This is a genomic window from Variovorax sp. H27-G14 (assembly GCF_046156345.1).
Lineage (GTDB): Bacteria > Pseudomonadota > Gammaproteobacteria > Burkholderiales > Burkholderiaceae_C > Variovorax.
Genome location: NZ_JAYLVN010000003.1, coordinates 81375 through 94962, shown reverse-complemented (window position 1 = coordinate 94962; position 13588 = coordinate 81375). Strand labels below are relative to the sequence as shown.

Annotated in this window: 11 protein-coding genes; 9 read left to right on the top strand and 2 right to left on the bottom strand. The window is 63.4% G+C overall.

The genetic code is table 11. The features are described 5' to 3' along the window. Nucleotides 1–158 precede the first annotated feature (158 nt). The 3 genes from VLK31_RS09390 (at nt 159) to VLK31_RS09380 (ending at nt 5314) form a co-directional block, all read left to right on the top strand. Nucleotides 159–3914, top strand: a complete 3756-nt coding sequence (locus VLK31_RS09390; protein WP_409168126.1) for a hypothetical protein — start codon at nt 159–161, stop codon at nt 3912–3914. A gap of 84 nt (nt 3915–3998) precedes the next feature. Then, complete coding sequence (locus VLK31_RS09385; RefSeq protein WP_409168125.1) at nt 3999–4478, top strand: DUF2845 domain-containing protein; 480 nt, start codon at nt 3999–4001, stop codon at nt 4476–4478. A gap of 104 nt (nt 4479–4582) precedes the next feature. Next, nucleotides 4583–5314, top strand: coding sequence for a DUF6882 domain-containing protein (locus tag VLK31_RS09380; RefSeq protein WP_409168124.1), 732 nt, complete (start codon nt 4583–4585; stop codon nt 5312–5314). Between the two features lie 69 nt (nt 5315–5383). Here the strand turns inward: VLK31_RS09380 and VLK31_RS09375 are convergent, their stop codons facing one another. Both VLK31_RS09375 and VLK31_RS09370 read right to left on the bottom strand, forming a co-directional pair. Further along, on the bottom strand, nt 5384–6121 hold the full coding sequence (locus VLK31_RS09375) for an NAD-dependent epimerase/dehydratase family protein (protein WP_409168123.1): 738 nt from the start codon (nt 6119–6121) through the stop codon (nt 5384–5386). A gap of 152 nt (nt 6122–6273) precedes the next feature. Further along, on the bottom strand, nt 6274–7356 hold the full coding sequence (locus VLK31_RS09370) for an ATP-dependent DNA ligase (RefSeq protein WP_409168122.1): 1083 nt from the start codon (nt 7354–7356) through the stop codon (nt 6274–6276). Between the two features lie 445 nt (nt 7357–7801). Here VLK31_RS09370 and VLK31_RS09365 point away from each other — a divergent pair, with 445 nt between their 5' ends. From VLK31_RS09365 to VLK31_RS09340, 6 genes are all read left to right on the top strand, one after another. Next, a complete protein-coding gene (locus VLK31_RS09365) occupies nt 7802–8911 on the top strand; it encodes a GNAT family N-acetyltransferase (protein ID WP_409168121.1) in 1110 nt (369 codons plus the stop codon). Then, nucleotides 8908–9759 (top strand): PA4780 family RIO1-like protein kinase, encoded by an 852-nt coding sequence (locus VLK31_RS09360; protein ID WP_409168120.1) that lies wholly within the window; start codon nt 8908–8910, stop codon nt 9757–9759. The genes VLK31_RS09365 and VLK31_RS09360 overlap by 4 nt, the downstream gene beginning before the upstream one ends. A 27-nt stretch (nt 9760–9786) precedes the next feature. Next, on the top strand, nt 9787–10740 hold the full coding sequence (locus tag VLK31_RS09355; RefSeq protein WP_409168119.1) for an ABC transporter substrate-binding protein: 954 nt from the start codon (nt 9787–9789) through the stop codon (nt 10738–10740). A gap of 175 nt (nt 10741–10915) precedes the next feature. Continuing rightward, on the top strand, nt 10916–12118 hold the full coding sequence (locus VLK31_RS09350) for an ATP-binding protein (RefSeq protein WP_409168118.1): 1203 nt from the start codon (nt 10916–10918) through the stop codon (nt 12116–12118). Continuing rightward, the gene (locus VLK31_RS09345) at nt 12115–13041 is read left to right on the top strand and encodes a GNAT family N-acetyltransferase (protein WP_409168117.1); all 927 of its coding nucleotides are present in this window, start codon (nt 12115–12117) and stop codon (nt 13039–13041) included. Before VLK31_RS09350 ends, VLK31_RS09345 begins: the two co-directional genes overlap by 4 nt. Next, the gene (locus tag VLK31_RS09340) at nt 13038–13535 is read left to right on the top strand and encodes an SET domain-containing protein (RefSeq protein ID WP_409168116.1); all 498 of its coding nucleotides are present in this window, start codon (nt 13038–13040) and stop codon (nt 13533–13535) included. Before VLK31_RS09345 ends, VLK31_RS09340 begins: the two co-directional genes overlap by 4 nt. The last annotated feature ends 53 nt before the right edge of the window (nt 13536–13588 follow it).

The window sequence follows — 13588 nt, the reverse complement described above, 5'->3', positions numbered from 1 at the left end:
GGATGTTGGCCTGCAGCGAAAGTTGTCATCAGCCATTAGGCCAAATGCTAGGCTAGACGCTTTTTTCTAAGCAAACCACTGCGCGACCAAATACCTGACAATTGCTGTCGAGTGCGTCGTAGCTTAGCAACGACGCCAAACCGCCAAAGGAATAGAAAATGCAATGGATCGACGAAAAAGGCCTCGCAATATGGGCGGCCCGTACTGATGCCCGTGCGTTGTTGATAGATATGGTCGCAGATCTTATTCGCGCAACGATATCGGACGCGAGTCGATTTAGATTTCCTGGCGGAGACGTAGGTCAGCTTCGGGGCTGGGACGGAGATCTGGAAACGGCGGAAGCTGTAGGACTAGTTCCAGCCGGCAAATCCAAATGGGAATTCGGTTCAGGCGCAGGCGCGGCAAAGGCATCGGCAGACTACAAGAAACGAACCGGTTCGACGGGCGCCGAAGTAATGGCTGAAAACGCATTAGTGCTTGTAAATCTGGATTTTTGGGACACACCCCGATCAAAGCTTACAGAATGGGAAGACGAGCGAAAAGCGGAGGGAAAGTGGAAAAACGTGAAATACGTCGATGCAGTCAGCCTTGTCCATTGGCTTGATCAAAACCCTGCAGTCGCCGCGCGATATGCCAGAGATGTCTTGCGCTCTGCGCCCCAAGAAGGGGCCCTAAGTACTGATGAATTTTGGGAGGAATTCAGCCTCCAGTTTAAGCCGAGGGTCACTGAGAAATTGGTCATTGGCGATCGCCAGGAGTTCGCAACTGAACTTGTAGATACACTGAAGGGACCAGCGCAATCAATTCTAATTGGTGCAGAAACATCAGAAGAGGTGATTGCCTTTGCAGTTGCTGCGATTCGGAATTCCGAAACAGAGCAACGCCGTGCGCTTGAATCCAAAACGCTGATCGTTCGAACGGAAAGTGCTGCCCGATTCTTAAGCACGCGTTCAGGACTCATTTTCCTTGCAGCGAACGGCGCAGAGCCACTAGCCGGTGTACTCGCCGAAAGAGGCGCAACGCTGTCCGCAGCAACAGGGGCACAGGCAAGAAAACACAAGCTTCTTCAGCGTCCGACCGCTACGGGCATGGCTGAAGGATTTATGTCAATGGGACTTGAACGCGACGCCGGATACGAGTTAGCGCAGCGATGCGGCAGAAGCCTCACTATCTTAAAACGGCTTATTCCAACTGGCCCAGTTCCTCAGCCCGAATGGTTTCAGCATGCGGTTGCGTTGAAGCCAGCATTTCTAGCCGGAGGCTGGTCCTCCAACGTGCAACTGGATCGCGAAATTTTAAAAGTGCTGGGTGGATTTCAAGATTACGCTCATTTAGAAAGTGTCTTGATGACGACGATTGCGATGTCTGATCGTCCAATTGATAAGGTAGCTGATGTCTGGCAGGTACGAGCCCCCGTCGACGCCTTCCATTTCTACGGGCAACAAATCACAGATACCGATTTGGAACGGCTCCGCGCCGCCATCTTGAAAGTCTTTACACACGCACCGACTCAACCATCACGCGATCAACAGTTCAGTTTGAGTTATGTGCCGCCCGCCGACTACAGCAAATGGCTACGCGACGGGCTGGCTCTGACGCTAGTAATCATTGCCGCGATGCATAGTCTTGCGAACCTGCATGTCAATGGTGGAACAGCACAACAATACGTCGACGAGATTGTTACTGCGCTACCTGACTGGGGTAAGAGTCATCAGTCTTTAAGTCGCTTAGGAGATCAGACAGTTCTGTTTGCTGAGGCCGCACCCAACCCTTTTTTGACGGCCCTCGAGTCTATGCTCGAGGGCGACCGTGGTGAGATCAAGACTTTTTTTGTTTCGAAAGATGATGGTTTTTTCAAACGCTCAAGCCCACATGTCGAATTACTCTGGGCGCTTGAAGTGTTGGCTTGGGACCCTAAACACCTCAATAGAACCGTATTAGCACTTGCAAAGCTTGCTGAAATTGATCCCGATCCGGAGTCAAATCTCAGCAATCGCCCTATAAACAGCTTGCGCTCAATTCTGTTGAGTTGGTCACCGAACACTTACGCTCCGCTTGCACAGCGGCTTGCTTGCCTGGAATCGATTATCAAAGTAAGTCGAACCATTGGGTGGCAATTGCTGATGAAATTACTTCCACGAATCCACGACTCTTCTTCCCCAACTCAGCGGCCGAGGCTGCGAGATGTCGAGCCGAAAAATCCGGAGATACTGACATTCGGGCTGGTTTGGGACTTCCAAGCGGCCGTCGTCAAACGAGCTTTGACTATGGCTGCGGATAACGAAGAGCGGATCATTGCGCTAGTGAAAGCCATGTCAGCATTCCAATCCAATAGCCGCTCGGCTGTGCTTGAGTATGTCGACCAATACTTAGCCTCTCATCAAACGCCAGATGGAAGCAAAGTTTGGCACGAACTTAGGAATGAGTCTTCACGCCACGAATTTTTTTCAGACGCCGATTGGGCAATTCAACAGGAAGAGCGAGAATTCATCGCTTCAATCATTGACCGCCATCGGCCTGCCGATCCGATTGTCGAAGACCGGCAAGTGTTCGATGACTGGTTACCTCATATCGGGAAGTATTTGCCAGACTCTGCCCCTTCTGAAGACCCGGATCAGTTGCGCGCGGCGGTTTTGCAACGCGTATTAGACAGAGATGGAGTGCATGGAATTCTGCGGCTAGCGAAAATGGTCAGACTTCCCAATTTGATCGGTCCCGCACTGCGCAACACATCAATATCTTCTGAGCAACTTTTTGAACTCCTTGCTTCTGCCTTAGATCCATCAGCGCCCCGAGATTTAGCCTACTTCGTTTCCGCAGTCGGAGCCGATAAGTTTGGCAATCAGTGGAAGGAAATCTTTGAACAACGCGCCCTCCAAGCCGTTCATGACCCTGCCATCAAGGCTCAATTGCTACTTGGATGGCCTCTTGACGAGACAACATGGTCTTTCGTTGAGAGCTTGGGTGAGGAAGTACGCGGAGAGTACTGGCGACAGATAAGCGCTCTGCCCATACGGGGCACTGTCGAGCAGCTAATTTTCGCTATTGGTCAGCTCAGGCAGCAAGGCCGTGACCTTGAAGCGCTCGGGCTTGCACACCTGCGGCTAAAGGATTTGCCAACAGATCTAATCGAAAGCCTCCTGACAATCGGAATTAAACAAGCACCCACTGCCGTCAGTCGGATGGGCAACATGCTCTCTTACTATGTTTCTAGCGCGCTTGCTGAGATGCGAAAGCGAGACGATGCGAACGAGCTCGCCATTGCAAAACTTGAATATGCCTACCTTCCTGCGCTGCATTACGAGAAAGAACCGCTGACCATCATAGGAATGATGGCCAAAGACCCCACGCTTTTTATTGAAGTCTTATCGCATGTATTCAAAGGGAAGAATTCAATTGAAAAGGACGAAGTTAGTCTCGAAGAGAAAGCCAAGGCCAGCACCTCATACGATCTTTTGTCAGCTTTCAAAATGGTACCTGGACTCGATAATGGGAGGATCAGCAGCACTTTGCTATTTACTTGGGTGACCAAAGCTCGTGAGTTGGCGAAGGAAAAAGATCTGACACAGGTTGCTGATATTTACATTGGGCATGTACTCGCACACGCGCCAATCGATCCAGACGAATTTTTCTGGCCTCCTTCAGCAATCTGTATGGTCATCGAGGAGCTTGCTTCCAACGACATCGAACATGGTATTAGCACCGAATGCTTTAACAAGCGTGGCGTATATGGCAAAGCCATTAATGAGGGTGGAGCACAAGAACGCAAGCTTTCAAACCAATACCAAGATTGGGCTGGAAGTACGAATCAATTTCCGAGGACGTCGACCCTTTTGACCGCTATAGCAGACATGTGGCGACAACAAGCAGACGGGGAAGATACAAGAGCAGAGAAGGACAAGTTAAAGATGTGAGACTAGCCGTGCAGGCGAGATGTTGCTTCGAAGAATCGAAGAATCGCATTACCCCGCGCAATTTGAGCGTGGGGGTCGACATGGATGACCGTCTGCGCAATAGAAACGTATCCACGCGCGATACAACCCATGAAAGCCAAGCAATTCACCCCCCCGCGCAAAAGCACCCCGCTAAAGTCCGCGCCGATCCCTCAGCAAACCCACCCCATGCCCACCCTCCCCGCAAGCACCCTCTTCCTCCTTGCCACCCTCACCTGCCTAACCACAGCCTCAGCCCAATCCCTGAGCTGCGGCGGCCGCCTCTCCAGCGTGGGTGACTCCAGGTTCTCCCTCGTCCAGAAATGCGGCGAGCCGGTGTCGCGTGAGTTCGTGTGCGTGCCGCGCCCGCAGGTCGTGTGGATTCCCTCGCAGTACCCCGGCGGCCAGCCGCAGCAGGTGGTTACGCAGCAGTGCGTGCCGATGGAAGACTGGACGTACTACCGCGGCGAGGGCAACTTTCTGGGTATCGTGCGGGTCTTCAACGGCGCGGTCGAGTCGGTGCGCGACGGCGACAGGGTGCGGTAGGCCACCGCCAACCCCATCGCGCCACACACACCAAGTCGCACCAAGTCGCACTACGCAGCACCACGCAGCGCCGCGCAACAACCAACTCCAACAACCGAAACCCCATGCCCACATTCCAAGACCACTTCGCCGACCACGCAGCCTCCTCCTTCGCCCGGCAGATGGCCTTGGGCGATGTCATTGGTGAGCGGGCCTGGAGCCTAGACGTTCAGAAGGGCCTGCTGCGCTTCGGCGACGACCAGGAATATCGCGTTCAACTGCTCGGCTCGCACGCCTTCGAGCCCGGCACCTGGCTGTGGATCTGGGCCAATGCGCAGAGCGACATTCCACCGCAGCACACGCAGGCGGCCTTGCGCATTCAGCAGCTTGGGGAGGCGCAGGGCATTGGCGCTTTCACCGAGGCGTCGGTGCAGCTGGGCGACGTGACCGACCACATGATCGCGATCACCTGCAGCGGTCTGGAGGGCGGGCGCTGCTTCTACCGCGCGCCCTATGACGGCGGCGCGCTGTTCATGCTGCTCGAAGACGCGCCCGCGCAGGTGCTGGCGCCCGTGCCGCTGGCGCGCGTGAACACGGTGCTGATGGAAGTGGTGTCGCAGTTCGAGGTGGACCATCGCCGGTTGGTCACCAGCTTTTTTCAGCAGCAAGGGTTGGACGCGACGGCGACCGAGTCGGGCGGCATTCGCGCCACGCGCGCGGGTGAAGGCCACATCGAGATCAACTTCGACGCGCTCGGTCGCATGTCGAAAGTCACCGGCACGTTGACGCCGGCTGCGGCGCAAGAAGCGCCAGTGCAGGCTGCGCCCAAGAAGCCGCGCTGGCAATTCTGGAAGTGATGCGCGGGCGGGCCCTTCGCGCATTCGCCTGACGGCCCGCGGCTGCGGCTGGGGCGCTGCGGCAGTGCTTCAGCGCTGTTGTGCGTCGGCAGCCCAACCCCAGGCGCGCCGGGCCTTGTCGGTGCTGACTTGCGCATCGCCTTCCGCGATGTTGAAGACGCCGCCTGTCGAATGCCGCAGCGCCAACAATGCCGCTCGCGCCGCCGCTTCCACATGCAGCGGCATCGCGCCCTTGGGCTCGGCGGTCGATGTGCCCGGGCCGTAGAGCTGGCCGTAGCGCAGCACGGTGCCCACAAGGCCCTGCGCGCCCAGCACGGCCTGCTCCAGCGCCACCACGCCGCCCACGCTCACGCCGCGTGTGCCTTGCTCACCGACAGCGTTCACGTCCAGCGGCTGGTCTTCGGTGAAGGGCTTGGGGCCGGGCGCGTAGGCCCACGCAATGCTCTGCGCCACCATGCGCTCGGCGCCCGCGGCCTGCGCGGCGGCCACCAGGTTGCGCGTGCCCTGGGTGCGCACGCGGGCGTTGAGGGCGGCGGCCTCGGCCATGCGTGCGGGGTCGAGGTCTTTGGGCAGGTCTGTCAGCTGGTGCACCACGGCCCACGGTGCGATGCGCACCAGCGCCGCGCGCAAGGCGTCGGCATCGAACACATCGACGACCACGGGGTGCACGCCTTTCGCCTGCAGCGCGGCCGTGCGGTCGGCGCGCCGGGTGCTGCCGTGCACGGTGTAGCCGGCGCCGATCAGCAAGGGGATCAATGCGGTGCCTACCGCGCCGGTGGCACCGGCCAAAAATACGCTCTGGCTCATCGTTCGCTCTGCAATGTTTTCATGCAGGGCAGCTTAGGCGGGGGATGAACGCGCGGTAAGCACCAAGAACGGGGCGTGCGACTGGACCATGGTTGCGCAGTGCCGTAATGACTCAATGACGCGTACGGGTCAGTGCGTCACACCCTCGCCTGCTACGCCGCGTCGTCGTCCATCGCCGCGCTGCGGTCCTTGATGCGCGTGACCTGCGACAGCACGGCGTCCGCGGGCGCCATGTCCGGCCGCTGGCCCTTGTACACGGGCTGCTCGAACTTGCCGCCCGCATAGCGGTACAGGTAGCGCACCTCGACCAGCGTGCCCACGGCGGGCAGTGCCTCGTTGGGCGGCACGGTCACGTTGCCCAGGTCTGTCAGCACGCCCGCCTCGTCGCGCAGGCCCACGGCCACCGAGCGCTGCGCGTTGACGCGCATCACCTCGCAGGTGGCGCTCTGGTTGAACTTGAACTTCAGGCTGGTGGTGCTGCGGCCCGCGCTGAAGGGCGCCTGCAGCGCCTTCAGCACGTAGCCTTCGCCGTGCGCGGCCAGCAGTTGGGCGGCGCGGGCGCGCTTGGCTTCGGCGCTGAGTTCGAGTTCCAGCACGGTCATCCACGGCACCGGCGCGGCCACCTCTCGCAGGTGGGTGAAGCGTTCGATGAACGGCGCGCCGCGCAGGTCTTGGCCGTCGCGCTCCAGCAGGTCGAAGGCCATGAAGGCGTCGCCCACGTGCTCGCCGGCGACCACGGTGCGGCCCGCGGGCAGGTGGGCGCCGCCCACCCAGGCTTGCGGAATGTCGACGAACAGGCCGCGGCGGTTGGTGCCGCGCACGGTGTCGGCTTCGATGAGCAGCAGGCGGTTTTCTCCATCGGCCTTTTCCTGCAGGCCCCAGGCGGGGTCGTCGAAGTAGCGGGCCACCTGCTCTTCGAGGATGAGCGTGGGCAGTTGCGGCAGCTCGCCGCTGATGCGGCCGGCCAGGTCGGTCGATGTGTAGAGCGCACCGGACTGGTCGGGCGTGTAGCCCTTGGTGGTCTTTTCTTTGACTACCTTGTCGTAGATTTTCAGCGCGGCCTCGTAGGCGAGCGGGCTGCTGGTCTTGGTGCCGGTGGCCAGCGTGCCGCCGCGCCGGCCGTTGCCGTAGTCGACCACCCAGCCTTCGTCTTTCTGGCGCAGGTGCACCTGGTAGACCTTGTCGGAGCCCTGGCCGGTGAAGTAGAGAAAGCTCGACTGGGGGATCTGTTCCATGGGGGGCATGTGGGATGTGAGGCAAGACCAAGAAAGACTTCCACGCTCGGCCGCGTGGCGCTTGCGTAGAGGCGGGCAAGGAATGCTACACATGCCTCACAAGCGCTTGCGCCAAAACCACAGCGCACTGCACAACGCACTTCACAGCGCCGGGCAAGCCCGCTACATTCGCCCTTCGACAACCACACATAAAGCGGAGGTGCGCCATGGAAGACACTGCAATGAAGCCACTACCCATGTGCGGTTTGTCGGGCGTTCTGGCTAGCTGATTTGATCTGATCTGATCTGACACCGAGCACTTAGCTCACGCGTTCACCGCGTCGTCAGCCTGCCCCGCGCGGTCGCTTCGGCCGCCTCGCCCCCAAGCCGCTTCCCTTCAAAAAACGCCGTTGCCCGCACGCCCGTGCCCGCAGCGCCCCGTTCATTTGTCGAGCCAAGGCCCACCATGTTTGAAACCCGTGCCGCGCATTTGCGGCATACCGTCACCAATGTTTTCGATCCCCAGCACGCATCCGAGGCCGACTGGGAGCGCGTTCTCGCCTACTGGCGCCAACGCATCGCCGAGGACCAGCCTGGCGAGCCCATGCTCAGCGACGCCGACACCCGGCACAACGTGCTGCAGCCCAGCCCGCTTTACGACATGCACCGCATGCTGGCCGTGAACGCGCAAGGCGAGTTCATCGGCAGCCTGAACGCGAGCTTCAGGCGCGAAGGCACGCCCGACCACGCGGCCTTCGCGCCCTTCATCGACGCCTGGGGCGGCGTGCTGCAAGCGCACAGGCGCCGTGGTGTGGCCAGCACGCTGCTGCAGGGGTTGCTGGCGCTCATGGAAGCGCATGGCAAGTCGGTCGCGACCATCGGCGCGCACCTGCCCGAAGGCCATGCGTTTCTGCAGGCCATCGGCGCGGTGGAAAAGCACCGCACCGTGGAAAACCGCATGGCCTTTGCCGGGCTCGACTGGCCAATGCTGGCCCGCTGGCGCAGCGAAGGCTTCGCGCCCGCGCACGGTCTGCACGCCGAAGTGCATGTGGGCCGGGTGCCGCTGGAGCGGCTGGCTGCGTTGATGGCGCCGCTGTCGGTGCTGCTGAACGACGCCCCCACCACCCAGCTGGAGCGACCGCCGATGCGCTTCGACCTGGAAGGCTTCGGCCCCTGGTACGCCGACATGGACCAGCGCGGCGGCGACCACTTTCTGGTGCTGCTGCTGAACGGAGCCGAGGTGGCCGCTGTGTGCGACGCCAGCTGGAGCCCGCGCTTTCCGGACCGCATGCACCAGCGGCTGACGGCGGTGGCGCGGGGCTGGCGCGGCAAGGGCCTGGCCAAGGGCGTGAAGGCGGCGATGCTGCAGCTGGTGCGCGAGCGCCACCCGCAGGTAGCGCTGGCCGTCACCCACAACGCGGAGGTGAATGCCCCCATGCTGGCCATCAACCGGCGGCTGGGCTTTGCGCCGCACAGGCATGATGGGCAGTACCAGATCGGCATTGAAAGCCTGAGGGCGTTTGTCTCGACACGCACCTTGGCATCACAACAGGAAACACAGGAGGAAAGGCCATGAAAGCACCCCCCAGACTGCAGGCATTGATAGACGAGGGCCTGATCGACACCGTGGTGCGCCAGCTCATGAGCGGCAAGGAGGCCATGGTGTACGTGGTGCGCTGCGGCGACGAAACCCGCTGCGCCAAGGTCTACAAGGAGGCAGACAAGCGCAGCTTTCGCCAAGCCGTGGACTACACCGAAAACCGCCGCGTGAAGAACACGCGCGAGGCGCGCGCCATGGCCAAGGGCACCAAGTTCGGCCGCCAGGTGACAGAGGCCATCTGGCAAAGCGCCGAGGTCGATGCGCTGTACCGCCTGGCCGCCGCCGGCGTGCGGGTGCCCACGCCGCACAACTTTCTGGAAGGCGTGCTGCTGATGGACCTGGTGACCGACGCCAACGGCGACGCGGCCCCGCGCCTGAACGACGTGGCCTTTTCCCCCGAAGACGCCACGCGCCACCACGCCAGCCTGCTGCGCGAGGTGATGCGCATGCTGTGCGCGGGCGTGGTGCACGGCGACTTGTCGGAGTTCAACGTGCTGCTGGCCGAAGACGGCCCGGTCATCATCGACCTGCCGCAGGCGGTGGACGCGGCGGGCAACAACCACGCCAAGCGCATGCTGCTGCGCGACGTGGAAAACCTGCGCAACTTCTTCGGCCAGTACGAGCCCGGCCTGCTGCGCACGCACTACGGCGACGAGATCTGGCAGCTGTACGAGCGCGGCCTGCTGCGGCCGGAAACCGAGCTCACGGGCACCTTCGTGCGCGAGACCGGTCCGGTCGACCTGGGCAATGTGCTGCGCGAGGTGGAAGACGCGCGCATGGAAGAAGCGGCGCGCCTGGTGCGCATGCAGACGCCGCGACAATAGCGGGCGCTTTTTTCTGCTGCCCCTTTAATGAACTCCACCGCCCTGCCTGACCCCGCCACGCTCTGGCACCAGCCGCTTTCGGCCACCGCCCGCCGGATCGCCAAGGCGGCCGCGTTCGTGGCGCTGGGGTTCGGCGCGGCGGCCCACCCGGCCCATGCAGCGCCGGGCATTCGGCTGGACGACGACCGCGGCACCACGGTCGAGTTGCAGGCGCCGGCGCGGCGCATCGTATCGCTGATGCCCTCGCTGACGGAAACCGTCTGCGCGCTGGACGCCTGCGACCGGCTGGTGGGCATCGACCGGCACGCCAACTGGCCGGCGTCGGTGAAGGGCCTGCCGCAGGTGGGCGGCATCGACGACGCGAACATCGAACGCATCGTGGCGCTCAAGCCCGACCTGGTGCTGCTGCGCCCGCGCAGCCGCGCGGCCGAGCCGCTGGAGCGCCTGGGCATCAAGGTGCTGGCGCTGGACGCCAAGACCCATGCCGACATGCGCCGCGTGATGGAAACCGTGGCCCGCGCCACCGGCCGCCCCGGCGCGGGCGAGGCCTTCTGGCGCAAGCTCGACGCGGGGCTGGACGCCGCCCGCGCCCGCGTGCCGGCCGGCTGGCAGGGTCGGAGGGTGTACTTCGAAGTGCACGGCGGCATGGCGGCGGCCAGCGAGAGCTCCTTCATCGGCGAAACCCTGGCCCGGCTCGGCCTGGGCAATGCGGTGCCGGGCACGCTCGGGCCCTTTCCCAAGATGAGCCCTGAATTTGTGGTACGCGCCAACCCCGACGTGCTGATGGTGTCGGCGCTGGGAGAAATATCGGCCATGGCCACGCGCCCCGGCTGGTCGGCCATGTCGGCCATTCAGCGCGGGCGGGTCTGCAGCTTTGCCGCGGCCCGCTTCGACTTGATGATGCGGCCCGGCCCCCGGCTGGACGAGGCGGCCGACGCCATCGTGGGCTGCCTGGCCTCGCTGGGCGAGCCGAAGCCCTGACCGCGTGGGGCCTGCCCCCGTGAGCCCTCGGCGCTTGATTGCGGCCTGACCGTGCGCTGACCCGCCGCGACACAATTTAAAAGCCCTGTCGTACCATTCGCCTACTTTGACTCCCAGCCCTGACAACCCCCTCGCGAACCTCTCGCCCGTCTCGCCCGTCGCGCCCGTCGCACCCGTGGCTACCGTTGATGCCATCGACTCCGCCGAGGCCATTGCGCGAGACGTGGCCGCCATTGGCCGCATCAGCGCGGTGCCCGCGCTGCTCAAGGTGATCTGCCAGAACACGGGCATGGGCTTTGCCGCCGTGGCCCGCGTCACCAACGGCACCTGGACCGCCTGCGCGGTGGAAGACACCATCGCCTTCGGGCTCCTGCCCGGCGGCCAGCTGGAGGTGAACACCACGCTGTGCAGCGAGTCGCGCATGGCCCGCCAGCCGGTGGTGATCGACCGGGCCAGCACCGACCCGGTGTACTTCAACCACCACACGCCGCGCATGTACAACATCGAGAGCTACATCTCGGTGCCCATCATTCACACCAATGGCGACTACTTCGGCAACCTGTGCGCCATCGACCCGCGCCCGGCCGTGGTGTCAGACCCGCGGGTGGTGGCCATGTTCACCGCCTTTGCGGACCTCATTGCGCGCCAGCTGGAAAACGAAGAGCGCCAGGAGCGCACCGAATCGGCCCTGCAGTCGGAGCGCGCCACGGCCGAGCTGCGCGAGGAGTTCATTGCCGTGCTGGGGCACGACCTGCGCAACCCGCTGTCGGCGGTGAGCGCCACGGCCGAGCTGCTGGTGCGCCGCCAGTCGGAGCCCGACCTGGTGAAGCTGGGCACCCGGCTGAAGGCCAGCACGCGGCGCATGTCGGCGCTGATCGACGACGTGCTCGACTTTGCGCGCACGCGGCTTGGCTCGGGCGTGGGCCTAAGCATTCGCGAGGCCGACTTTCTGGCCTCGGGGCTGATGGACGTGGTGGAGGAAGTGCGCGCGGCCAACCCGCTGCTCGACGTTCGCGCCAGCATTGCCATCAACGGCGCGGTGCGCTGCGACCAGGGGCGCATTCAGCAGGTGCTGTCCAACCTGCTCGGCAATGCGGTCGCGCACGGCGCGCCCGACCGGCCCATTGCCGTGCGCGCGGCCATCGAGGGCGACCACCTGCTGCTGTCGGTAACCAATGGCGGCACGCCGATTCCGCCCGACGACCTGCCCAAGATCTTTCAGCCCTACTGGCGCCCCGCCCACAGCAAGCCCGGTGGTGGCCTGGGGCTGGGCCTGTACATCGCGTCGGAAATCGTGGCCGGGCACGGCGGCACGCTGCAAGTGACCTCCTGCGCGAGCGAAGGAACGCGGTTCCTGGTGACGCTGCCGGTGGCATGAGCAGTCTGCGCAACGTGACGGTGGCTCCCGCGTCGGACTTTGGCGCCGCCGAACTCACGGCCCTGTGGAACCGCGCCTACGAGGGCTACTTCGTGCCGATCGCGTTCGACGAGCAGCGCTTTGCACGGCACCTGCGGCGCGGCAACGTCGATCTGGCGCTGTCGCGCGTGATGGTTGCCGACGGCGCGGCCTGCGGCATATCGCTGGTCGGGCGGCGTGGGGAGCGTGCGTACCTCGCGGGCTTTGGCATTGGCGGCTCGCATCGGCGGCAGGGTTTGGCCGGGCAGCTGATCGGCGCGCAGATCGCCGCGTTGTCGCAGGCCCGCATCGGGCAGGCCTTGCTCGAAGTGATCGAGCAGAACCCCGCCCGCGCGCTGTACCGGCAAGCGGGCTTTACCGAACTGCGCATGCTCGAGGTGCTGGAATGGGGCGCCGAAGCACGCGCGTTTTTTTCAGCTCATGTTCCGGCCCATGTCCTCGACACCGCCGCGCTGGCCGCCGTGCACGCGGCCTGCAGCGCGCTGTGCCGCCCCACCTGGCGCCGCGAGCTGCCGACCGTGCAAGACGCCGTCGAGCGTGAAGGCGCCGTGGCACTCGGTGTGCGGCAAGGCGCCGCCACGCGTGCCTACGCCGTGCTGCCCCGCTCGCAAGACCCGCAGGGCGTGCTGCTGGACGCCGCCGCCATCGACAACGACGCAGCCCACCAGTTGCTGGACATGCTCGCGCTCGCGCACCCCGGCGTGCGCTGGCGGCTGGTCGACGAGCCGCCAGACAGCGCGCTGTGCCGCGCGGCCTTTGCGCGCGGTGCGGCCACGGTCATTCGCCAGGTCGAAATGGCGTTGACAGTGCAGACAGACGCGCACGCACACGACCAAGCCCAGGCCCAGGCCCAAGCCCCCACCGTTTTTTCTTTTTCCCCATGAAGCACCGCAAGCAAACCTCGTCCACCCCTTTCATTCGGGTGGGCCCCAGCGGCGTGCACGGCCTGGGCGCCTTCGCCACCCGCGACCTGCCGGGCGAAGCCTTTCTGGGCCTGTACGAGGGCCGCCGCTACAGCAAGGCCGAGATCGCCACCAAGGCCTGGGACGACCAGCTCACCTACCTGTTCACGCTGACCAACCAGGAAACCATCGACGGCGCCAAGGGCGGCAACGCCACGCGCCACCTGAACCATTCGTGCGAACCCAACTGCGAGGCGGTGGAGGAATACGACGAAAGCGGCGAACTGGTGCTGAAGTTTCAGACGCTGGTGGCGGTGGACGCGGGCGACGAGCTGTTCATCGACTATTCGCTCACCGCGGACGACGGCTCGCCGCCGTCGAAGTACCCCTGCCATTGCGGCGCGCCAAGCTGCCGGGGGACGATGCTGGCACCGCCGGACACGGTGGCGGAGGCCACTGAACAGCCGACGCTTTGAGGCAGCCGGGCCGCAGGTATCGCGGGTATCGCGAGCGTCGCGTGCATGCCCGT